The organism is Propionivibrio limicola, from assembly GCF_009469695.1.
In the GTDB taxonomy this organism is placed as follows: domain Bacteria; phylum Pseudomonadota; class Gammaproteobacteria; order Burkholderiales; family Rhodocyclaceae; genus Propionivibrio; species Propionivibrio limicola.
The window spans coordinates 55,309-77,960 of the sequence record NZ_SSSR01000003.1 but is presented as its reverse complement, the minus strand read 5'-3'; the positions used below and the strand labels follow the sequence as shown (position 1 = coordinate 77,960).

General features: G+C 61.2%; 23 protein-coding genes. 7 read left to right on the top strand and 16 right to left on the bottom strand.

All coding sequences use genetic code 11. The annotated features are described in order from the left end of the window. Nucleotides 1–79: 79 nt before the first annotated feature. Nucleotides 80–400, bottom strand: a complete 321-nt coding sequence (locus GH659_RS04325) for a hypothetical protein (protein WP_153109534.1) — start codon at nt 398–400, stop codon at nt 80–82. Between the two features lie 197 nt (nt 401–597). On the opposite strand from GH659_RS04325, the gene ppsA reads away from it, so the two are divergent. The 6 genes from ppsA (at nt 598) to groL (ending at nt 8,472) form a co-directional block, all read left to right on the top strand. Further along, nucleotides 598–3,018 (top strand): phosphoenolpyruvate synthase, encoded by a 2,421-nt coding sequence (ppsA, locus tag GH659_RS04320; RefSeq protein ID WP_153109533.1) that lies wholly within the window; start codon nt 598–600, stop codon nt 3,016–3,018. A 58-nt stretch (nt 3,019–3,076) separates the two neighbouring features. Further along, complete coding sequence (locus GH659_RS04315; protein WP_153109532.1) at nt 3,077–5,680, top strand: intermembrane phospholipid transport protein YdbH family protein; 2,604 nt, start codon at nt 3,077–3,079, stop codon at nt 5,678–5,680. A gap of 41 nt (nt 5,681–5,721) precedes the next feature. After that, the gene (locus GH659_RS04310) at nt 5,722–5,916 is read left to right on the top strand and encodes a YnbE family lipoprotein (protein ID WP_153109531.1); all 195 of its coding nucleotides are present in this window, start codon (nt 5,722–5,724) and stop codon (nt 5,914–5,916) included. A gap of 35 nt (nt 5,917–5,951) precedes the next feature. Further along, nucleotides 5,952–6,281 (top strand): YdbL family probable chaperone protein, encoded by a 330-nt coding sequence (locus GH659_RS04305; protein WP_211364100.1) that lies wholly within the window; start codon nt 5,952–5,954, stop codon nt 6,279–6,281. Nucleotides 6,282–6,473: 192 nt separating this feature from the next. Continuing rightward, the gene (locus GH659_RS04300; protein WP_153109530.1) at nt 6,474–6,764 is read left to right on the top strand and encodes a co-chaperone GroES; all 291 of its coding nucleotides are present in this window, start codon (nt 6,474–6,476) and stop codon (nt 6,762–6,764) included. 58 nt (nt 6,765–6,822) lie between these two features. Continuing rightward, nucleotides 6,823–8,472 (top strand): chaperonin GroEL, encoded by a 1,650-nt coding sequence (gene groL, locus GH659_RS04295; RefSeq protein ID WP_153109529.1) that lies wholly within the window; start codon nt 6,823–6,825, stop codon nt 8,470–8,472. Nucleotides 8,473–8,614: 142 nt separating this feature from the next. Here groL and queC read toward each other — a convergent pair whose 3' ends face one another. The 14 genes from queC to ruvC all read right to left on the bottom strand — a co-directional run bounded on the left by queC (nt 8,615) and on the right by ruvC (nt 19,170). After that, on the bottom strand, nt 8,615–9,316 hold the full coding sequence (gene queC, locus GH659_RS04290) for a 7-cyano-7-deazaguanine synthase QueC (protein WP_153109528.1): 702 nt from the start codon (nt 9,314–9,316) through the stop codon (nt 8,615–8,617). Between the two features lie 32 nt (nt 9,317–9,348). Next, entirely contained in the window at nt 9,349–9,708 is a 360-nt protein-coding gene (locus tag GH659_RS04285) for a PilZ domain-containing protein (RefSeq protein ID WP_153109527.1), read from the bottom strand. Between the two features lie 41 nt (nt 9,709–9,749). Further along, the gene (queE, locus tag GH659_RS04280; RefSeq protein ID WP_153109526.1) at nt 9,750–10,409 is read right to left on the bottom strand and encodes a 7-carboxy-7-deazaguanine synthase QueE; all 660 of its coding nucleotides are present in this window, start codon (nt 10,407–10,409) and stop codon (nt 9,750–9,752) included. A gap of 3 nt (nt 10,410–10,412) precedes the next feature. Next, a complete protein-coding gene (gene ybgF / locus GH659_RS04275) occupies nt 10,413–11,201 on the bottom strand; it encodes a tol-pal system protein YbgF (protein ID WP_153109525.1) in 789 nt (262 codons plus the stop codon). 1 nt (nt 11,202) lies between these two features. After that, nucleotides 11,203–11,721 (bottom strand): peptidoglycan-associated lipoprotein Pal, encoded by a 519-nt coding sequence (pal, locus tag GH659_RS04270; RefSeq protein WP_153109524.1) that lies wholly within the window; start codon nt 11,719–11,721, stop codon nt 11,203–11,205. Nucleotides 11,722–11,753: 32 nt separating this feature from the next. Beyond that, nucleotides 11,754–13,043 carry a Tol-Pal system beta propeller repeat protein TolB gene (gene tolB / locus GH659_RS04265; RefSeq protein WP_153109523.1) on the bottom strand — a complete coding sequence of 430 codons (1,290 nt, stop codon included), beginning with the start codon at nt 13,041–13,043 and terminating at the stop codon, nt 11,754–11,756. A gap of 95 nt (nt 13,044–13,138) precedes the next feature. Further along, entirely contained in the window at nt 13,139–14,107 is a 969-nt protein-coding gene (gene tolA / locus GH659_RS04260) for a cell envelope integrity protein TolA (protein ID WP_170285822.1), read from the bottom strand. Between the two features lie 14 nt (nt 14,108–14,121). Then, on the bottom strand, nt 14,122–14,526 hold the full coding sequence (locus GH659_RS04255; RefSeq protein WP_153109521.1) for a biopolymer transporter ExbD: 405 nt from the start codon (nt 14,524–14,526) through the stop codon (nt 14,122–14,124). 12 nt (nt 14,527–14,538) lie between these two features. Next, nucleotides 14,539–15,216 carry a protein TolQ gene (tolQ, locus tag GH659_RS04250; protein WP_153109520.1) on the bottom strand — a complete coding sequence of 226 codons (678 nt, stop codon included), beginning with the start codon at nt 15,214–15,216 and terminating at the stop codon, nt 14,539–14,541. Next, on the bottom strand, nt 15,213–15,656 hold the full coding sequence (ybgC, locus tag GH659_RS04245; RefSeq protein ID WP_153109519.1) for a tol-pal system-associated acyl-CoA thioesterase: 444 nt from the start codon (nt 15,654–15,656) through the stop codon (nt 15,213–15,215). The genes tolQ and ybgC overlap by 4 nt, the downstream gene beginning before the upstream one ends. 91 nt (nt 15,657–15,747) lie before the next feature. Then, nucleotides 15,748–16,830, bottom strand: a complete 1,083-nt coding sequence (ruvB, locus tag GH659_RS04240; protein ID WP_211364099.1) for a Holliday junction branch migration DNA helicase RuvB — start codon at nt 16,828–16,830, stop codon at nt 15,748–15,750. Beyond that, entirely contained in the window at nt 16,827–17,906 is a 1,080-nt protein-coding gene (locus tag GH659_RS04235) for an AI-2E family transporter (protein WP_153109518.1), read from the bottom strand. The genes ruvB and GH659_RS04235 overlap by 4 nt, the downstream gene beginning before the upstream one ends. Further along, complete coding sequence (gene ruvA, locus GH659_RS04230) at nt 17,903–18,478, bottom strand: Holliday junction branch migration protein RuvA (RefSeq protein ID WP_153109517.1); 576 nt, start codon at nt 18,476–18,478, stop codon at nt 17,903–17,905. Before ruvA ends, GH659_RS04235 begins: the two co-directional genes overlap by 4 nt. A 152-nt stretch (nt 18,479–18,630) precedes the next feature. After that, the gene (gene ruvC, locus GH659_RS04225; protein WP_246167708.1) at nt 18,631–19,170 is read right to left on the bottom strand and encodes a crossover junction endodeoxyribonuclease RuvC; all 540 of its coding nucleotides are present in this window, start codon (nt 19,168–19,170) and stop codon (nt 18,631–18,633) included. 188 nt (nt 19,171–19,358) lie between these two features. Between ruvC and msbA the strand changes: the two genes are divergently transcribed. Beyond that, on the top strand, nt 19,359–21,200 hold the full coding sequence (gene msbA / locus GH659_RS04220; protein ID WP_153109515.1) for a lipid A export permease/ATP-binding protein MsbA: 1,842 nt from the start codon (nt 19,359–19,361) through the stop codon (nt 21,198–21,200). 3 nt (nt 21,201–21,203) lie between these two features. Here the strand turns inward: msbA and GH659_RS04215 are convergent, their stop codons facing one another. Next, nucleotides 21,204–22,643 carry a lipopolysaccharide kinase InaA family protein gene (locus tag GH659_RS04215; RefSeq protein WP_153109514.1) on the bottom strand — a complete coding sequence of 480 codons (1,440 nt, stop codon included), beginning with the start codon at nt 22,641–22,643 and terminating at the stop codon, nt 21,204–21,206. Nucleotides 22,644–22,652 lie beyond the last annotated feature (9 nt).

Below are 22,652 nucleotides of genomic sequence, written 5' to 3'. Positions count from 1 at the left end.
CCCGACGGCGAGCACATCGGTAACGCAAAAAGCATGAAGAAAACAGGCCGCGCAAAAGCGGCCTGCTCCCCTCTGAAGATCAGGTTTTGACGATTCGATTGAGGGCGTAAAGCCGCTCTCTGGCACATGCCAGCGCCACCACACGCTTCGTGTCATCCGGCACGGCAAGAATGCGGCGCACGTACCCTTCATCTTCCGTATTGGCCGCTCCGCCTTCGCTCACGAGCTGCGCCAATTCCGTTAGCCAGTTGGCTTCGCCCTCGACCTCGTCGTCCACGAGCCGGTCAAGCGCGGCCTTCGCCTCGACTTCTGTCTCAAACATCTCACCGAAAACCTGATCCGCGACGTCCGCAATCTGATATCCCATCTTTCTCTCCTTCCCGGTCTTGTTGATCACCACCTGCGCGTGTCCGCACCACGGTGTATCTGCCCGTCTCAGTTCAAGGATAGACCAGCATCTGCCGGATCGATACTCGGGCCACCAGCCAGCCGGGAACATTTCCCCGCCCGCTTGAACGCGATGGAAAATGGTCTAGCTTTCAATGAGAAGCCTGCAGTCGCCCCCTCGGTCTTCGAAAAAAGCAAAGGAGTCCCGCCATGACGAAGACACCCGCTCACTACATTCGCTGGTTTTCCCAACTGGGCATTGACGACGTACCGCTCGTCGGCGGCAAGAATGCTTCGCTCGGCGAGATGTATCGGGAACTGACCCCGCAAGGAATAAAAATCCCCAATGGCTTTGCGATTACGGCCGAGGCTTACCGCCATGTGCTTGACGAAGCAAAGGCGTGGCCGATGCTGCGCGCCGCGCTCGACGGACTGGATGCCAACGACGTCGACGACCTTGCCCGGCGCGCCGCGCGGGCAAGAGAGATCGTTTACCAAGCCGGAATTCCGGACGATCTGGCGCAGGAAATAGTCACCGCTTATGCCCAGCTTAAAGGCGAATACGGCCCCGAACTCACCGTCGCCGTGCGCAGTTCCGCCACCGCCGAGGATTTGCCTAACGCCAGCTTTGCCGGCCAGCATGAAACTTATCTCAACGTCGCCGGCGAGGCCGATCTCTTCGACGCCGTGCGGCAATGCTTCGCCAGCCTGTTCAAGGACCGCGCCATCCGCTACCGCATCGACAACGGCTTTGCCCACTTCAAGGTTTTTCTCTCGGTCGGCGTCATGAAAATGGTGCGCTCGGATCTGGCGACGAGCGGCGTCATCTTCACGCTCGACACCGAGACCGGCTTCCGCGACGTGGTGTTCATCACCGGCGCCTACGGGCTGGGAGAAAACATCGTGCAGGGCACCGTCGGCCCCGATGAATTCTATGTCTTCAAGCCGACCTACCGGCGGGGTTCACGCGCCGTCCTGCGCCGCTCGCTCGGCGCCAAGGAAGTCAAGATGGTCTACGGGGAGAAGGGGCACGAAACGACACGCAACATCCCGACCACGGAAGAAGAGCGGGATCGCTTCTGCCTCGATGACGAGGATGCACTGACGCTCGCCGGCGCCGCGATCGCCATCGAGGACCATTACAGCGCCCGAGCCGGACACCCGATGCCGATGGATATCGAATGGGCAAAAGATGGCCGGGATGGCGAGCTTTATATCGTCCAGGCACGCCCGGAAACGGTCTCATCACAGAAACAGCAAAACGTGCTGGAGGAGTACGAGTTGCAGGGCCGTGGACAACAACTCGTCAGCGGTCACGCCGTCGGCGGCAAGATCGCCTCCGGCAAGGCCCGCGTCATTACGTCGGTGGCAGAACTCGATCAGTTCCGGCCCGGTGAGGTGCTGGTCGCCGAAGCGACGACTCCGGACTGGGGCACCGTGATGAAAGCCGCCGCGGCAATCGTCACCAACCGGGGCGGCCGGACATGCCATGCGGCGATCGTCGCCCGCGAACTCGGCGTACCGGCCGTCGTCGGCTGCGGCAATGCAACCGGGACGATCAAAACCGGCGACGACATCACCGTTTCCTGCGCCGAGGGCGATACCGGCCACGTTTACGCCGGACTGATCCCGGTGCAATGCGTCCGCACCGACCTGTCGGCGCTGCCGCGCCCGAAAACACACCTGATGCTCAACATCGGCAATCCGGACATCGCCTTCCGGACGAGCTTCCTGCCCAACGACGGCGTCGGACTGGCGCGCATGGAATTCATCATTAGCGAGTACATCCAGGCCCACCCGATGGCGCTGCTGCATCCGGAAAAAGTCGACGATGCCAACGTATGCGCCAAACTCAAAACGCTGACCCGTCACCACAAAAATCCGGCCGATTTCTTCGTCGAACGCCTGTCCGAAGGCGTCGGCACCATCGCTGCGGCGTTTTACCCAAAACCGGTGATCGTGCGCATGTCCGACTTCAAGACCAACGAGTACGCCAGCCTGCTCGGTGGCCGCTGGTTCGAGGCCGCCGAGGACAACCCGATGATCGGCTTCCGCGGCGCTTCGCGCTACGCGCATCCGGCCTATGCCGAAGGCTTCGCCCTCGAATGCGCGGCCATGAAGCGCGTGCGCGAAACGATGGGCCTGACCAACGTCAAGCTGATGATTCCGTTCTGCCGGCGCATCCCGGAAGCGGAAAAGGTGCTGTCCGCTATGGCGGCGTACGGTCTCCGGCGCGGCGAACACGGCCTTGAAATCTACGTCATGTGTGAAATCCCGAACAACGTCGTGCTGATCGATGCGTTCGCCCAATTGTTCGACGGCTTCTCCATCGGCTCGAACGACCTCACCCAACTCACGCTCGGCGTGGATCGCGATTCCGACATCGTCGCCTTCGACTTCGACGAACGCGACCCCGGCGTCAAGGAGTTGATCCGCCAGACCGTCGTCGGCGCACGCCGCAACGGACGCCACGCCGGCATCTGCGGCCAGGCCCCGTCCGACTACCCGGAAATGGCCGAATACCTCGTCGAAATCGGCATCGACTCGATGAGCATCAACCCCGATACGATCCTCAAGACCACCCGTCTCGTCCTCGAAGTGGAGAAACGCCTGAATACAGTCCGAACCTGAAAGACCGACGGCGCCCGGCGCAATACTCAAGCGAGTCAGGGCGCAGTATCCTCCCGCCATGCGCCCCTTTCCATCAAAACGCGCCTTGCTCTGCTTGGTGGCCGTGTTGCTTGCTTTGTTTGTTTTCTGGCTGACCCTGCCGAAAGTGCTGGGGCTGGCGGCAGAGCGTTGGCTGGCGATTCCGGGTCTCGAATCGCTGCACCTCGACATCGACGAGATCGGAACCGGACAGGCGCGCCTGCGCGAAGTGCGGGCCGTCTATCGCAGCGCCGGCGGCCACCGCTTCCGGGCATCGATGCATGACATCGCGCTCGACTATTCGCTGACGGAACGCCGCGTGCAGCGGCTGAATGTTGCCCGTGCAGAACTTGAAGTGAAGCCTGAAATGGCGGCAGCCCCCTCGCCGTGGCCGCACCTCGCATGGCCGCGCCTGCCGGCGAACGAAGTGCGAATCGGCGATCTGCACGTGGCCGTGCTCAACACGAAACTCGCGCGCCTGGAAGCGCGCGGCACCTTCGAGATGCGCCAGACAGCGGAGCGGCTGTCGGCGGAATTCAGAACGCAAGGCGGTTTGGCGCGCCTGACGGCAGGCCCGGCTGAAGTCTCCCCGGAAACGCTGGAGGTCCTTGCCGAATGGCAACCGCTCGAAGGCACTCCAGCGAACGCGACTCTGCGCATCGGCCGCGATCCGGCACAGCAACCGGCATCTCTGTCCGGCCAGTTTTCGCTGGCGACAGCAACCGGACTCGGAAAACATCTAGGCCTTGATCTGCCGCTGGAGATGGCGGACGGAGTGATGACGATGCAAGTGGAGGCCACGCTGGGCGAGGCGGCCGGAACACTCCGCGCACTCAGCGGCAATGCAGAGGTGACGAAAGCGCAAGGGCGCTCGACGCAAGCGTCCGTGCCGTTGGAATTCGCGTTGTCGGGGAAGCTGCGTTTCTTCTGGCAGGCAGCGTCCGCCCGAATTGAACTGCAACCGGGATGGCAATGGCGGATCGACGCCGGAGGAAAACACGCGCTGCAGACCAGCGGACGGTTGGAGCGTGTATTCGGTCTGCATCAAGCTGCCGGGAACTTGTTCAGCGAGGACGCTTTCCCCTTCGTGCTGCGCTCTCCGTCATGGGGCCGCTGGGAAGGAGCGCTGCAGCACATCCTACTGAAGCGCGAAGAAGGAACAGACGGAGCGAACTGGCGCGAAGCGGAACTGCAACTGCGCCTCAAGGGTGGCATCAGGCAGTGGCAGCACGCGGCTTTTCAGATTCGCGATGCGCAAGCGGCCGGAAACGTCGCGCTGCACTGGTCACGTCCAGAAGGAATCCGGGGCCGGATTGCCTTGCAAGCCGGGGCGGAACGTCTTGCGAGGTCGGGAGACTCTCCGGTCAGTGTGGGTCGGACGACGTGGAAGGTGGAAGCCACGGCCAAAGCGGGCAACGACGTCCCGAAAACGCTGGAACTGAGCGGCGAAGCCAGCGCCCCGCAAGTAAAGATCGAGTTCGGCGCCGGCCAGACGGTGACACTCGGCCCGAGCCGACTGCAGCTATCGCGCTTCCGACCGGCCGGAAGCAAGGGAGTGCCGTCCGTGGAAAACGCCGAGGGAGAAGTCCTGCTCGCCACAGATGCCGTGCGCTTCCGGACATGGCCCACCCCCATGGTGCGTGCCCGCCTTCGGTTTGACGGCGGCTCGTTGCACGGTGACGGCGCCCTGTATCTGCAGGGGACGGAGACGCTCCGGTTTTCCGGTTCGCACGCCCTGTCGCGCGGATGCGGCGAGGCAATGTTCTCGGCCCAACAATCCTTGGCGACGCTTGGCAAGCTGTTGCAGCCGCGCCCTCCGGCCTTGCTTCCGCTCGATCTTCGGACAGGAGAGGCAGAAAGCCGTTTCGCGGTGGATTGGTGTTCCCGACCTGCAACAAGGATCAATGCCAAAGGAACGTTCCAGATGCGCAATGCCGCCCTGGGCTGGGACCGGGCGCGGCTCGAAGGCGTGCAAGGCACGGTACAACTCGACGGATTGCACCCGTTGCGGGGCCGGATCAGCTTTGCTGCACAAGGCGGCGAACTGGCCACAGGCACGCCGCTGGCTGAGCTGAACGTTGACCTAGCGCTCGGCGCGCAAGCGCTGACCGTGCACGCACTGCACGCCGGGTTGCTCGGTGGTAGCGTGCGCGGTGGGCCGCTCACGCTACGCTGGCCGCTGGCGGATCAACCGCTGCCGCTGGAGATTCGCAGCATCGATCTCGGTCAGCTTCTTGCGCTGCCAAACGTTCAGGGGCTGTCCGGTAGCGGACAACTGAACGGCATTCTGCCACTGGTCTATCACGCCGGCGGCGTCGAAATCCGCGACGGACGGCTGAGCAGCGTCGGCGCCGGCACCCTTAAATACGCGCCAACACTGACCCTGCCCGAGAACCCCGGCTTGCTGGCATTGCGCAATTTTCACTTCCGGCATCTCGACGTAGGGGTGCTGTATGCCGCTGATGGTGCCTACCAGATGCAAACCGCGCTGGAAGGCAACAACCCCGATTTTTACAGCGGCTATCCGATACGCTTCCGACTCAACATCAACGGGAAACTGCCCGGACTGTTCCGCGCCGCCCTTTTCTCCGGCGACTTCAACCGACACATTCTGGAACAACTGCAGTCGGGCAAACTGAATTAATTTTGCTAATCTTGAACCAATCCACCGCACGGAGCACTCCCATGACCAGAACGTCCCCCCTGCTTTCACTCGCGGCGATGGCGTTGCTGGCTATCGCCTGTTCCCCCACGGTGCGCATCGAGGCGCCGGAAAAGCCTATCGAAATCAACATGACCTTGAACATCAAGCACGAAATCCTGGTCAAGGTCGAAAAGGAAGTGCAGCAGTTGTTCGACTCGGACAAAGGGCTGTTTTAAGCACCATGCCTACAAATCTTGACCAAGGAAATGCCATGAAAGCACTGATTAAAGCCTGTTTGCTCAGCCTGTTTCTGATCATGCACGGCGCTTTTGCCGCCGATCTCAAGACAGCCAAGGAGCAGGGATGGATCGGCGAGAAAAACGACGGATACCTCGGCCTGGTGAAAAACGACGCTCCTGCCGACGTCAAGACCCTGGTGGCCGACGTCAATGCCCAGCGCAAAACCCAGTTCTCGCAGATCGCCACAAAAAACGGAATCACCGAAACAGAAGCGGCAAAGATCTTCGCCCGTGAAGCCGCCGCGCGCACTTCCGCCGGTAACTACATACAGAATCCGGCCGGCACCTGGGTAAGAAAATAGCAAACGCGCCCCGGAGCGCTCGCGCAAACAAAAATTTTCTCCCCTACCCCATCTTGAAATTCAACAGGGTCGCCCCTATTATTAGCACTCGTTAGACGTGAGTGCTAACAACGCTGTCGATGACTGCAAAAGCGCCATCGGCAGTTTTGTTTTCATTTGATGTTATTTAGGCTTATTCCTAGGAGAAACTGCATGAAAATCCGTCCCTTGCATGATCGCTTGATCGTCAAGCGCCTCGAAGAAGAACGCAAGACCGCTTCCGGTATCGTGATTCCTGACGCCGCCGCCGAGAAGCCTGATCAGGGCGAAATCCTCGCCGTTGGTCCGGGCAAGCGCGACGAAAACGGCAAGCATGTAGTGCTGGACGTCAAGGTTGGCGATCGCGTTCTCTTTGGCAAGTATGCCGGCCAGACCGTCAAGGTCGATGGTCAGGAACTGCTCGTCATGCGCGAAGAAGACATCATGGGCGTGGTTGAAGCCTGAGCGTAACGCCGCTTCTCAATCCACCCCGTACGTTTAAAGAATATTCAGGAGTATCTCAATGGCAGCAAAAGACGTTAAATTCGGCGATTCCGCTCGCTCCCGCATGGTTGAAGGCGTCAACATCCTCGCCGACGCCGTTAAAGTCACCCTCGGCCCGAAAGGCCGCAACGTCGTTCTCGAGCGCTCGTTCGGCGCTCCGACCGTGACCAAGGACGGTGTTTCCGTCGCCAAGGAAATCGAACTCAAGGACAAGTTCGCCAACATGGGCGCCCAGATGGTCAAGGAAGTCGCTTCCAAGACCTCCGATATCGCCGGTGACGGCACCACCACCGCGACCGTGCTCGCTCAGTCGATCGTTCGCGAAGGCATGAAGTTCGTTGCCGCCGGCATGAACCCGATGGATCTGAAGCGCGGCATCGACAAGGCTGTTGTCGCCACCCTCGACGAGCTCAAGAAGCTGTCGAAGCCCTGCTCGACCAACAAGGAAATCGCCCAGGTCGGTTCGATCTCGGCCAACTCCGATTCCTCGATCGGCGACATCATCGCTGAAGCCATGGAAAAGGTCGGCAAGGAAGGCGTCATCACTGTTGAAGACGGCAAGTCCCTGAACAACGAACTCGACGTCGTCGAAGGTATGCAGTTCGATCGCGGCTACCTGTCGCCCTACTTCATCAACAATCCGGACAAGCAAATCGCTATTCTGGACAACCCGTTCGTTCTGCTCTTCGACAAGAAGATCTCGAACATCCGTGACCTGCTGCCGGTGCTCGAGCAAGTCGCCAAGGCTGGCCGTCCGCTGCTGATCATCGCTGAAGATGTCGATGGCGAAGCGCTCGCCACCCTCGTCGTCAACAACATCCGTGGCATCCTCAAGACCTGTGCCGTCAAGGCTCCGGGCTTCGGCGACCGCCGCAAGGCCATGCTCGAAGACATCGCCATCCTGACCGGTGGCCAGGTCATCGCTGAAGAAGTCGGCCTGACGCTCGAAAAGGTCACGCTCGAAGAACTCGGCCAAGCCAAGCGTATCGAAATCGGCAAGGAAAACACCACCATCATCGATGGCGCCGGTGTCGAAGCCAACATCGAAGCACGCGTCAAGCAGATCCGTGCCCAGATCGAAGAAGCAACCAGCGATTACGACAAGGAAAAGCTGCAAGAGCGCGTGGCCAAGCTGGCTGGCGGTGTTGCTCTGATCAAGGTTGGCGCAGCCACCGAAGTCGAAATGAAAGAGAAGAAGGCTCGCGTCGAAGATGCGCTGCACGCGACCCGCGCTGCCGTTGAAGAAGGCATCGTTCCTGGCGGCGGTGTGGCACTGCTGCGTGCCCGCGTTGCTCTGGCCGGCCTCAAGGGCGACAACCACGACCAGGACGCTGGTATCAAGATCGTTCTGCGTGCGATGGAACAGCCGCTGCGCGAAATCGTCTTCAATGCTGGCGAAGAAGCTTCTGTCGTGGTCAATGCGGTCGTCAATGGCAAGGGCAACTACGGCTACAACGCGGCAACCGGCGAATACGGCGACATGGTTGAAATGGGCGTGCTCGATCCGACCAAGGTGACCCGTACGGCACTGCAAAACGCCGCTTCGATCGCTGGCCTGATGCTGACCACCGACTGCATGGTTGCCGAACTGGCCGAAGACAAGCCAGCCATGGGCGGCATGCCGGGTATGGGCGGCATGGGTGGTATGGGCGGCATGGACATGATGTAATTCAGACAGACCTTCACTGTCGAGTGTCCGCTCAAAAAACCCCGTCACGGTTCGCCCTGACGGGGTTTTCTTTTGCGCAGCAGAAAAATAAAAAAGCCCGGATTTCCAGGCTTCGCTTCGTCAGCAACGACTGCGGCTACGCTCAGGCGTAAGGCGTCGGGTCGTCGACGCCAGCCGCGGCAAAGCCTTCCCGGCGCAACCGGCACGAGTCGCAAATGCCGCAGGCCCGCCCTTGGGCATCGGCCTGATAGCAGGAAACGGTCAGGCCGTAATCGACTCCGAGGGCCGTGCCGCGACGGATGATCTCGGCTTTCGTCAAATCGATCAGCGGCGCGTGAATCGTCAGCTTGACGCCCTCGACACCGGCCTTGGTCGCCAGATTCGCCATCTTCTCGAACGCCGCAATGTATTCCGGGCGGCAATCCGGATAGCCCGAATAATCGACGGCATTGACGCCGACGAAGATGTCGCGACAGCCCAACACCTCGGCCCACGCCAAAGCCAGAGAAAGCATGATCGTGTTGCGCGCCGGCACGTACGTCACCGGAATGCCCGGCTGCACGCCGCCCGTTGGAACGGCAATCGCCTCATCGGTCAACGCCGAACCGCCAAATTCGCCCAAGCCCATACGCAGAGTGCGATGCTCTGTGGCGCCAAGCGCTTTGGCAACGCGCGTGGCCGCCTCAAGCTCCGCCCGGTGCCGCTGTCCGTAATCGAAAGAAAGGCAATAGCACGCAAAGCCCTGCTGACGGGCGATGGCCAGCGTCGTGGCAGAATCAAGGCCGCCCGAAAGCAGAACGACGGCACGCGGAACGGATGAGGTAGAACTGGGGGTGTTTGTCATCAGAAGCAAACCTGTGGTGAGAACACGATCGGCTAAGCGGCGATCAAGGCTGACAATTCGCGCTCAAGCAGTTCCGGATCGCCCAGATTGAGTTCGACCAAACGACGCAAGTGGGTCGCGCTATCGAGATCGATTGTCTTGCAGAGCAGCCCCACCCGCCCATCTTCGCAATGGGCGACAACGCATTCCATGACGATATCGTCGACTTCGTTGAAATGCACGTTCAACACGCACGCCTCGTGCACGGCAAGGGGGATCGGCGCGGGAAGTTCGACCAACGCCCCCTTGAGCGACAGATCGGCCACCAGCAGATCAATCGACCGGCCAGCAACGGTCAGCGTGGCGGGCGTATGGAAGGCGATGCGGGAATAGTGGCGGCGCTCGTTGCTCATGAACCTCTCCTGGAAATGCAGTCCCGCACGACCGGGACCGCCTACTTGCCCTGCATGTTACCCCAAAGCAGTTTATGGAGCTGAATCTGGAAGCGCACGGGCAATCGATCCTCGACGATCCATTCGGCAAGCTGGCGCGGGTCGAGAGAGCCCTGGACGGGAGAAAAAAGTACCGGGCACACGCGATCAAGACGGCGGCCACGCACCGTGTCGCACGCCCACTCGTAGTCGACGCGGTCTTTCAGCACGAACTTGAGTTCATCATTCGGCGTCAGCAAATCGAGGTTTTTCCAGCGATTTTTCGCCAGCTCGCCAGATCCTGGGGCCTTCAGGTCGACAATCCGTGAAACACGCGGGTCAATGCCGGCGATGTCGAGCGCGCCGGAGGTTTCAAGCGACACGTCGTACCCGGCGTCGCACAACGCGACGAGCAAAGGCAGGCAATTTTTCTGCGCCAACGGCTCGCCGCCGGTCACGCAGACATGCCGGGGCGCATAACGGGCCGCTTCTTCCAGAATTTCGGGGAGCGTTCGCCGTTGCCCACCGGAGAAGGCATGCGCCGTATCGCACCAAGTGCAACGCAGAGGGCAACCGGTCAGCCGGATGAATACCGTCGGCAAACCGGCGCGCGTCGACTCCCCTTGCAGCGAAAAGAAAATCTCGCTGATTTTCAGCGAGATCGAAGAATCCGAGTGACTCACGCCTTACTTCTTGAGACGCTGTTTTGCGGTTTCTGCCGCCGGACTGCCGGGGTATTTGATCACCACCGCATTCAACGTCGTCTTCGCGCCCTTGTCGTCACCCAGTTCCTGCTGGCAGGTGGCGACATTGATCAGCGCATCCGGCGCTTTCGCATGCTGCGGCCACTTGCTGACCACCACACGATGGGCATCGATCGCCTTCTTGCAGTCGCGCAAGGAATAGTGTGCGTTGCCGAGCCAATACTGCGCGCTCGGTGCCAGCGTGCTGTCCGGGTGTGCCTTGACGAAGGCGGCAAAAGCCGCGCCGGCCTCCTTGATCTTGTTGGCCTTGAAGAGATTCAAGGCCGACTCATACTCACGCGATTCGGCCGCCGGATCGCCGGCCGGCTTCGGGCTCGCCTCCGCCGCCTGACCACCTCCATCCTCGGCCGGCTTCGCCTCGGACGAAGCGCTTGGTGCCTGCGGTTCGAGCTTGCGCAGGCGGGTATCGAGATCGATATAGAAATCCTGCTGACGCTTTTTGGCCGATTCCAGCTCAAAGGTCAGCGTCTCGACCTGCCCGTGCAACCGGGCATTCTCCTCGCGCAGGGCAACGATCTGATTGACGAGGTCGATCTGACCTTTCGACAACGCATCAATCCGATCATTGACCTTGAACGACGTATCCCTGATTTGCCGCCGCGCCTCTTCATCGTCGAACAGGCCGGCCCGCGCCGGCTGCGCACCCAATGTGGCGAGCAGCAGCGCGAGCGTGGACAAGACAGGCGCAAGACGCAGGCGGCGGGGCGTCATCTCAGAACTCGCCGCTGTAGAGCATGTCGCCGCGGCGGTTCTCAGCCCAACCGGCTTCGTTCTGCGCGGTGTTCTTCGGCTTTTCCTCGCCAAGGCTGACCGACTCGATCTGGTCCTCACGCGCCCCAAGTACCGTCAGCGCCTTCTTGACCGCATCCGCACGCTTCTGGCCAAGCGCGAGGTTATACTCGCGGCTGCCGCGCTCGTCGGTATTGCCCTGGATCAGCATCTTGAACTGACGGTTGTTGGAGAGGAACTTGGCATGAGCGGCGACGAGATCCTTGTGCTCAGCCTTGATGTCGAACTTGTCGTAGTCGAAATAGACGCTGCGCTTGGAAAGGATGCTGTTCGGGTCGGTCAGTTCGCGCGGCAGATTACGTCCATCCACGCCACCGGCGGTGACCGTAGCCACCTTTCCATCACGCGATTCAACCGGGGCTCCGCCCTGATCGCCGTCGGGCGTCGAGCTGCAACCGGCGACGAGCAATGCGATAAGAGCGGGGATGATGAGCTGTTTCATTTTATTTCTCCTGCGACAATTCGGGTTAAGGACTACTTGGCAAAAGGACCCCAAGCCGGCTCTCGTACATCTCCGGCGGGAATGGAAAGCCTCTGTTTGATGCGACCATCGACGGACACCGCCGAGAGAACACCACGGCCTCCGAGTTCGGTAGCAATCAGGATCATGCGGCCGTTAGGCGCAAAGCTCGGCGATTCGTCCTTGTGTGACTCGGTCAGCACTTGTGTCTGGCGGCTGGCAAGATCCATCACGGCAAGGCGGAAACCGCCATCGCGACGGCTGATGAAGGCCATCGACTTTCCATCGGGAGAAATACGGGGAGAAACGTTGTAACTGCCTTCGAAGGTAATGCGCTGCGTATCGCCGCCGTAAAGGCTGCTGCGATAAATCTGCGGGCTGCCGCCGCGATCCGAAGTGAAATAGATCGATTGTCCATCAGGTGCAAAAAAAGGTTCGGTGCTGATACCGGCCGTCGTCGTCACGCGCTGCGCGCCTGAACCGTTCGCATTGACCGTGAAAATCTGCGAGCCACCATCTTTCGAAAGCACGACCGCGAGCTTGCTTCCATCAGGCGACCAGGCCGGCGCCGAATTCGACCCCTTGAAGTTGGCGACAACGGTACGTTGTCCGCTGGCCAGCGAATGCACGTAAATAACCGGCTTCTTGTTCTCGAACGAAACGTAAGCCAACCGTCCGCCATCGGGAGACCAGGCCGGGGAGATGATCGGTTCTTTCGAAATCAGGGCCGTCTGGGCATTCTGGCCGTCGGCGTCGGCGATATGCAGCTCGTAGCGCTGCGCACTTTTCCTGACGACATAGGCGATGCGGGTCGAGAACACGCCCCGCTCACCGGTCAGCTTTTCATAAATCTCGTCGGCGATACGGTGTCCCGCGGCGCGCAACATCGGCGTCGAGGTCACGAAAGCCGCCCCCGCGAGCGCCGTTTGCTTATTGACGTCGTAAAGGCGGAAACGCGCTTCCTGCCGACCTCCGGTCGGGCTGATGCTGCCGGCCGCCAGCGCATCGGCGCCGCGGCTGCGCCAGTCGCCATACGCCGGACTTGTTTCTTCGGTCATCGGCAGACCGCTCGGATCGATCAGCTTGAACAAGCCGCTGCGTTCAAGGTCGCCGCGGATGACCGAGGTCACGGCGCGCGCCGATCCCGGCTCACCACCAAAATCGGCGATCGCCACCGGGATGCGGCTAGCACCGGCGCCGGTGATTTCAATCGACAGCTCGGCATAGGCCGCTGCCTGGACGAAAGCCAAGGCACTGAAAGCGATCAGGCTCAGGCCACGCAATTTGAGCAAGGGTCGAAGCATGGTAGTTGGCGTCCGGAGATAAGTGCGGGATTATAGACTTTTGACTGGGTTACAAAATGTAACGAAAAGTAATTCAGACCACCGGGATTGACGTTTCACTCCGCAAAAGGCTTGTACTTCAGTTTCAGCGTGCGGTCGAACCACTCGGTTTTCTGTGGCTGCGGCAACGGTTCCGACTTGCGAATCGCGCGCTCAATGGCGTCATCAAGCTGCTTGTTGCCGGTCGATTTGCTCAGCTTGACGCTGATCAACTCCCCCGACGGCAACTGGATGACCTCGAAAATCGCCTCCGGATTGCCTTCGATACCGGGCGGAAGCACCGTATGACCCCGAATCTTGCGGCGAATACTTTCGATGTACGCGTTCTTGCCCTGGCTGTCGGCGCTGCCGCCGCCACCTTTGGTTCCGGCACTGCTGCCGGTCGGTGATCCGTGAGGCGAACCGCGCGTTCCTTCAAGTTCGGCGCGAATAGCGGCGTCTTGCTGAGCGCGCGCGACATTGGTTCGTTGCTGCTGCAACTGCCTGCGCTCGCGGTCAAGCTGCTTTCTGACCTCGGCGTCACGCGCCTCTTTTTCCTTCTGCTCGCGCTTCTTCTTTTCTTCTTCCTTGCGCGCTTTTTCCTCTTTCTCCTTGCGGATTTTTTCCTCTTTCAGTTTTTTCTCTTCTTCGAGCTTCTGCTTCTTCAGTTTCTCTGCCTTCTCTTTTTCCAGACGCTCTTTCTCAAGCTTCGCTTTTTCCTCCCGCTCACGCCGTTCCTTGTCCTTGAGGGCGATTTGCGGATCAATCTGCGGCTTTTCGACGGCCTTGGGCTCCGGCTTTGGCGCAACCTTCGGCTCTGACTTTGATTCGGGCTCCGGCTCAGGTTCTCGGACAGGCTCCGGAGGCGGAATACTGGCGGCCGGATTGCCGAAATAAACATCGACGGGAATACCGCCCGGTTGCTCATTCTTCCATTGCACACCGAAAAACAGCACCACCAAGAGCACGGCGTGCACTGCCGCAGAAAGGGCAAGCGCCGCCTTGTTGGTCGGCTCATCGTATTGCAGAGGCTGATGGCTATTCACGGCGTCCGCTTTGCCTATTTACCGGTCGTTTGCACGAGAAGACTGACGTTCTTGACGTTCTGCTTGCGCAACGCATCCATCGTATGTACGACGACTTCGTATTTCAGATTCTTGTCCGCGTTGATGAGGACGGGCTGCTCGGCGTTTTTGTCCATGGCGTCGGCAATCCTCTCGAACGCCTCGGTTTCACTGAGTTGGCCGCCGGTCTTCCCGTTCTCGGTAAGGGAGAACGCCTTGTCCGCATCGATATTGAGGTAGATCGCATCCATCGGCGCCTGCTTCGTCTTGCCGGCCGACGGCACATCAATACTGGCCGTGTTCATCATCGGCGCCGTCACCATGAAGATGACGAGCAGCACGAGCATGACGTCGATGTAGGGAACAACGTTGATTTCGTTTTTCAGGCGGCGGGGACGCATGGCAACTCCGGCTTAGCGCATCTGGCGTTGCAGAATGTTGGAGAACTCTTCCATGAACGACTCGAAGCGCGTCGACAGACGGTCGATCTCGTGCGAGAAGCGGTTGTAGGCGACGACGGCCGGAATCGCGGCAAAGAGGCCGATGGCAGTCGCCACCAGTGCTTCGGCGATGCCCGGCGCGACGGTCGACAGCGTCGCCTGCCCGACGTTGGACAGCCCGCGGAACGCATGCATGATCCCCCACACCGTGCCAAAAAGGCCAACGTACGGACTGACCGAGCCGACCGAGGCGAGGAAGGCAAGATGCGAATCGATTTGGTCGACCTCGCGCTGGTAAGTGGCGCGCATCGCACGGCGCGAGCCGTCGATCACGTCCTTCGGATCGAGGTTCTTCTGGCCGCGCAGCTTGGTGAATTCGCGGAAGCCGGATTCGAAGATGCGCTCCATGCTGCCCGTCTCGTGCCGGTTGCTGGTGGCATTCTGGTAGAGCGCGTTCAGGTCGCCGCCGCTCCAGAAGTCGCGCTCGAAAAATTCGGTCTGCTCGCGCGCTTCCTTGACCGTAAACCACTTACGGAAAATGTAGTACCAGGACATGAAGGAAACGCTGGCCAGCATCAACATCACCGCCTGGACGACGGCGCTGGCGTTGAGGATCAGATGCAGGATGGAGAGGTCTTGCGAAACGTTCATTGGATGGCTTCCAGTTGGGTGCGCAACGGTTCAGGAATGGAGGTGATCTTCATCTTCGCGGCATTGACACAGACGATCTGGATCTTGCCGCTGATCAGTTCGTCCCAGCCGTTTTCGACGGCCGGATTGGCGCGCCGGATGTGCTGGCGGAAGAAAATCTGCGAGCGGGTGATGCGTTCAACCTCAAGGCTGACCGTCAGCATTTCATCGAGCCGCGCCGGCTTCAGGTATTCGAGGCTGACGCTGCGCACGACGAAGGCGATGCCCGGATCACGCATCAGGTCGGCCTGATCGTGGCCGATCGTGCGCAACCATTCGGTGCGGCAGCGTTCGAGGAACTTCAGGTAGTTGGCGTAATAGACGACACCGCCAGCGTCGGTATCCTCGTAGTAAATGCGAACGGGGAGGGTGAACGCGTTCGGCTTCTGCTCGTGTTTCATGGCGTGAGATTCTAGTTCCGCAGTGAAAGCATTAATGTAAGAATTTGTATCAAGCCATTGTTTTACAGCACTTCAAGCGGCCACTACACGATTACCAGAGATCGGACTGACCACTTCGCGCCGGCGCATCGAGCCCAAGATGGCGGTAAATGGCCGCCGTCGCAATGCGGCCGCGCGGCGTGCGCTGCAGGAAGCCCTGCTGGATCAGGAACGGCTCGAGCACATCCTCGATCGTGTCGCGCGCCTCGCCGATGGCGGCGGCCAGATTGTCCACACCGACCGGTCCGCCGCCGAACTTGTCGATGACGGCCGAGAGCAGCTTGCGGTCCATCAGGTCGAGACCGCCGTGGTCGACATCAAGCATCACCAGGGCGAGATCGGCAACCTCTTGCGAAATGCGGCCGTTGGCCTTGACCTCGGCGAAGTCGCGCACGCGGCGCAACAGGCGGTTGGCAATGCGCGGCGTGCCGCGCGAGCGACGGGCGATTTCCAATGCGCCGCCCGGATCGGCGTCGACTTTCAGCAGTTGCGACGAACGGGTGACGATGTGCGTGAGCTCTTCTGGCGTGTAGAACTCCAGGCGGGCGACGATGCCGAAGCGGTCGCGCAACGGATTGGTCAGCATGCCGGCGCGCGTCGTCGCACCAACCAGCGTGAACGGCGGCAGGTCGAGTTTGACCGAACGGGCGGCCGGCCCTTCGCCGATCATGATGTCGATCTGAAAATCCTCCATCGCCGGGTAGAGGATTTCCTCAACGACCGGCGAGAGACGGTGAATCTCATCGATAAACAGCACATCGTGCGGTTCGAGGTTGGTCAGCATGGCGGCAAGATCGCCAGCGCGTTCGAGCACCGGGCCGGAGGTCTGGCGCAGATTGACGCCCATTTCGGCGGCGATGATGTGCGCCAGCGTCGTCTTGCCGAGGCCGGGCGGGCCGAACAGCAGCACGTGATCGAGCGTGTCCTGACGGCGCTTGGCGGCTTCGATGAAGATCGACAACTGCTCGCGGATCTTGGCCTGGCCGACGTAATCGGCGAGCCGTTTCGGGCGCAGGGCGCGCTCGATGGCATCTTCCTGCGCCGATTTCGATTCGGGCGAAATCAGCCGGCTGCCCGCCGCCGCATTGCTGTCCTGGCTGCTGAAGCTGTCGGCAAAGTGGTCTTTTTGAATCATGACTGGATGGAGGACGTGTCCCGATCAACGTGCCCGAGCCACTCGCGGATCAGCACTTGCCCCAGCGCCAGCAATGTCGGGCCGAGGAAAAGGCCGATGAAGCCGAACATCAGCACGCCGCCAAAGACGCCAACGACGATCAGCAGCAGCGGTTGGGCCGAGGTGCGCGAAATCAGGATCGGCTTGATGAAGTTGTCGACACCGCTGATGCCGAACATGCCCCACAAGACCATGAAGATGGCCCAGCCGGTCTGCCCCGTACTGTAGAGCCAGCCGGCGGCGCCGCCCCAGATCAGCGTCGCGCCGACGACCGGCACCATCGAGAAGAAGAAGGTCGCAAAGGTCAGCACGACCACGGCCGGAACGCCGGCGATCAGGAAGCCGAGCATGGCCACCAGCGCCTGCGCGGCGGCCGTGCCGACAATGCCAACCATGACGCCAGTGACCGTGTTGTCAACCAGTCTGAGCATACGTTCGCCAAGGTCGCCGGCCAGCTTGCGGCTGCCATTGCGCAGTGCATCCACATACTCATCCGCATCACGAAAAATGAAAAAGACGAAGAAGATCACCAGCACCAGCTGCAGCATCCCTTGGGCAAACAACGACGCGGTGGCCAGTGCCAATTGGCGTGTCGGCTCGACGAGCTGGCGCAGCAGTCCGTTCATTTCCTCCCGGCTGGCCACCAGCCGGTGCCAGTAATCGGCAAGATCCTGGCCGATGACCGGAACATTCAGCACCCAGCTCGGCGCATCGCTGGGCAAGCCGTTTTCAAGAAGCGGTTTGAAGTAGCGGATCCCCGCCTCGACCCCGTCGGCGATCGTTCCGGACAGCAGGGCGACCGGTGCCGCCAGCAACAGCAGCAACAGGATCGACATCACGGCGGAAGCCAGGGAACTGCGGCCGCGGCACAGCGCCAGCAAGCCCTTGCGGATCGGCGAGGTGGTGATGCAGATCACCGCGGCAAAGAGCAAGGTCCCGACAAACGGCAGCAGGACGGCAATGCAGCCGATCAACAGCAACGCGACGATGGCGAACTGGATGATCTTCTTGTGATCGGTGAAAGTCTGTTGGTTCATGCTTTTGACAGGAGTTTGAGAGCTTGACGGATACCGTCGGACGTCGAAACGCCGGCTGGTAGCTGCTTCAGCGCGGCTGAAGCTTCGCGGTCATTGTAACCCAGCGCCAGCAGCGCATTGAGGATGTCATGCTGGCTGTCCTCGACAGCAAACGCCGCCGCCGGCACCGCCTCGGCGAGCTTGCCCTTGAGCTCAAGCAGCAGGCGCTCGGCGGTCTTCTTGCCGATGCCGGGCACCTTGGTCAACCGTCCGGCCTCCTGACGGGCAATCGCCTGCGCCAGATCGCTCACCGAAAGGCCGGAAAGCACCGCCAGCGCCATGCGCGCGCCGATACCGGAAACCTTGATCAACTGGCGGAAGGCGAAACGCTCGGCCTCGCAGCCGAAGCCATAGAGAAACTGGCCGTCCTCGCGCACGAGGAAATGCGTCAGCAGCGTCAGCTTTTCGCCGTTGGCGGGCAGGTTGTAGAAGGTGCTCATCGGCACATCGACCTCGTAGCCGACACCATGCACGTCGATGACGACCTGCGGCGGGTTCTTTTCAAGCAATGTTCCGGTCAGTCTGCCGATCATTCGGGAGTCCTTATTAAATGGTTAAACCGCTTTTAACGCAAAGATCGCAGAGTGCGCAGAGATACAGAGAAAAACAGAGGAAATATCTCGGGGGGGTTTCTCTGCGCCCTCTTTATCTCTGCGGGCTCTGCGTTGAAAGCGCTTGCCTGTAATCATTGCAGGCGCCCGTTACGGATGCGATAGCCCTTGGTCGACAGCGCGCCGAGTCCCTGCCCGCCGTGCGCGTGGGCAATCGCCCCTGCGAGCGCGTCGGCCGCATCCGGACTGGGGGTGCCCGGCAGCGCCAGTAGGCGACGGACCATGTGCTGCACCTGTGTCTTGTCGGCATGGCCGTTGCCCACGACGGCCTGCTTGATCTGCAAGGCAGTGTACTCGGCAACGTCGATATTGCCGGCGACCAGCGCCGTGATCGCCGCACCGCGCGCCTGGCCGAGCAGCAGCGTCGATTGCGGATTGACGTTCACGAAAACGATTTCGACGACGGCCTGATCCGGCCGGTATTGCGCGATCAACTCCTGCACGCCGGCATGAATCGTCCCCAGACGTTTAGGCAGCGCGGCCTCGGCATCGGTCTTGATGCAGCCGCTGGCGACGTAGGCAAGCCGGTGCCCGACCTTCTCGATCACGCCGAAACCGGTGACGCGCAAGCCCGGGTCGATGCCGAGAATGCGGAGCGGGGATGAAGCTGTCAATGGCACGTGGACAATCCGTGACGGGAACTCAGATGGACGACCAGTATACCGAGTCGCGGCTTGTCGCTGCGTCACGCACGAAATCAACCGCCAGCCCGGGCGAAAGGGGAAAAAAGACTGCATGCTACTATTGCGCCCGCTTCGGCAAAATCGTTCTTACCCCCCGTCAACTTTCCGACTTTCACACGATGCAATCCGCCCCGCCTTCCGCGAAGTCTTCCCTCAGGATCTATCTGCGTCTTCTCGGCTATCTCAAGCCTTCTGTCGGATATTTCATCACCAGCATCGTCGGCTACCTCATTTTTTCCTCGGCCCAGCCGATGATGGCCGGCATCCTCAAGTATTTCGTCGACGGGCTGGCTGCCCCGGCGTCGAGCCGCTACGCCTTTCCGCTGATCGGCCAGATGGAGCTGCTTTACGGCGTTCCGCTGCTGCTGGTGCTCGTCGTCAGCTGGCAGGGCATCGGCTCCTTCCTCGGCAATTACTATCTGGCGCGCGTCTCGCTCGGGCTGATCAACGACTTGCGCCAGAAGATGTTCAGCAGCCTGTTGCACCTGCCGAACGCCTTTTTCGACCAGAACAATTCCGGGCATCTCGTTTCGCGTATCACCTACAACGTGACGATGGTCACCGGCGCGGCCACCGACGCCATCAAGGTCGTCATCCGCGAAGGGATGACGGTCATTTTCCTGTTCGCCTACCTGCTCTGGATGAACTGGCAGCTGACGGCCGTCATGGTCCTTATCCTGCCGGTCATCGGCCTGATGGTGAATAGCGCCAGCCGCAAGTTCCGCAAGCAGAGCCGCAAGATCCAGTCGGCGATGGGCGATCTGACCCACGTCACGTCGGAAACGATCCAGGGCTTCCGCGTCGTGCGCAGCTTTGGCGGCGAAGACTACGAAGCCGGACGCTTCCGCGCGGCCAGCGACGAAAACACGCGCAAGCAACTCAAGATGGTGCGCACCTCGGCAACGTTCACCCCGTCGCTGCAGCTCGTCATTTTCACGACGATGGCCACCGTGCTCTTCCTCGTCCTGTTGCTGCGCGGCGATTCGTCGGCCGGCGACCTCGTCGCCTACATCACGGCCGCCGGCATGTTGCCCAAACCGATCCGACAGTTATCGGAAGTCAATGAAACGATCCAGAAAGGTCTGGCCGGCGCCGAAACCATCTTCGCCCAGCTCGATGAACAGCCGGAGGTCGACAACGGCACGGTCGAGAAGGAGCGCGTCTCCGGCCTGCTCGAAGTCCGCCACCTCAACTTCGCCTATCCGGGCAGCACGCAGAACGTGCTCGAGGACATCAATTTCACGGCCCGGCCGGGGCAGATGGTGGCGCTCGTCGGCCGCTCGGGCAGCGGAAAATCGACGCTGGCCAGCCTGATCCCGCGCTTCTATCACCACGAACAGGGGCAGATTCTCGTCGACGGCGTCGACATCGAGGATTACACGCTACGCAACCTGCGCCGCCACATCGCGCTCGTCACGCAACAGGTTTCGCTGTTCAACGACACAGTGGCCAACAACATCGCCTATGGCGACCTGGCCAGCACGCCGCTGAGCGAGGTCGAAAAAGCCGCCGAAGCGGCCTACGCGCGCGAGTTCATCGAGCACCTGCCGGAAGGCTTCTCAACGCTCGTCGGCGAAAATGGCGTACTCCTGTCCGGCGGCCAGCGGCAGCGCCTGGCCATTGCCCGCGCCATCCTCAAAAACGCACCGATCCTGATTCTCGACGAAGCAACCTCGGCGCTCGATACCGAATCGGAACGCCACATCCAGGGCGCGCTCGACCGGCTGATGGCCAATCGCACGACGATCGTCATCGCGCATCGCCTGTCGACGATCGAAAAAGCCGACGTGATCCTCGTCATGGACAAGGGGCGCATCGTCGAACGCGGCTCACACGCCGAACTGCTGGTGATGAACGGGCATTACGCCCGCCTGCACGCGATGCAGTTCAACGAAGCCGGAGGAAACACGCCGGCCGACGAAAAAGCGGCGCCTTCTTCCAACACTCCCGACGCCGCCTGACCTTCAGGGCAGGTGGCGGTCGAGCCAGCGATGCAGGACTGAATCCGCCGGCCAGTTCTGCAGGAAGCGCGTGCGGTCGCGCCGCCAGGCCCGCCGGAACGTGCCGTCCGACGTGTGCTGAATCATCGCATCGAGATCGATGACGACGACCGCGCCGGCGTGCCAGAGCAGATTGGTCGCCTTGAAGTCGCCGTGGCTGATGCGCAGCCGATGCAGCGTCTGGAACAGGGCAACGATAGCCGAAGCCTCGACCGGCGGCGGAACCCGAGCGGACTCAAGATGTTCGAGCAGACTACGGCCCGGACAAAATTCCGTGATCAGGAAAGCGCGCCGACGCAGCGGACCGACGCGCTCTTCCTTGAGCGCCAACGGCGTCGGCGTCGCAATGCCGTAAAACGCCAGCCGATGCCCGGCCAGCCAGGCGTGCCAGGCGCGACTCGGGCGCCAGCAGCGCGACAGCGCATGGCGGAAATTCTTCAGGTTGTAGCGCTTGATGACGAGCGCCCCGCCCGCCCCATCGACACGGGCAACGGTGCAAGTGCCGCCATCCTTCAGCATTTTGCCGGTGGAGATCGCCTGATCGGGCGACTGCAGCACGGCCGCCAGCCGTTCGCGATCGGCACGCACGACCGAGACAAAATCGCCGCCGTCGCGGCTGACCGCAAACTGGCTGCACTCACGCAACGTCTTGCCAAGAAAATGCCTGAGCCGCTTTGCGCGGGCCGTTTCCACGGCGGCGTACAAAGCGCCAGCAGCGGGACGCAACACCGTTTGCCGCGCACCGTAGGCCGCGACGAGTTCCGCCTGATGCGCATCCCATGCGACGGGCAACTGTGCGATCAGTAGCGCGAGATTGGCGAGGCAATCTTTCTGATTGCCCGTCTTACGCACACCGTCACCGTCGATCACATACAGCACGCCCTGATGATCGAGAAAGTTGCCCAGATGCAGATCGGTCTGGACCAGCCTGGCGGCGTGCATTTCGCCGAGCCGGGAAAATGCCGGACGCAGCACGTCGACTGCCTCGGGATGACCCGCCGGCAGGTCCGCCACCAACGACCAACGTTCGGCCAACGTTCGACTACCGGCCAGAAACCCGGTCAGCAGGACATGCCCTCCGCCTTGCAACTGACCGCTGAAAAGAAGTACCGGCGTGGGGATGCCAACCGTCTGTAGCGCAGCAACGCCCTGCACCTCGCGCTGCCAGTACTTGTCGCTGCCATGACCGACAAAAAGTTTGGCCAGCACAGGACGATCACGCCACATGGCCTCGCCGACCACACGCTTGCCGGGCAGGACACGCAGCAGGCGCGTTACCGTCACGGACGCCCCGTCCGCCAGCGAGACGCGGAACGGCACATCGGGCATGCGCGCCGGCTGCCGCAAGTCGGCGGCCGTCAGCAACGGCACCGCTTCGTTTTGAGAAGTCGAGCATCCTGTCATTTCTGCCCC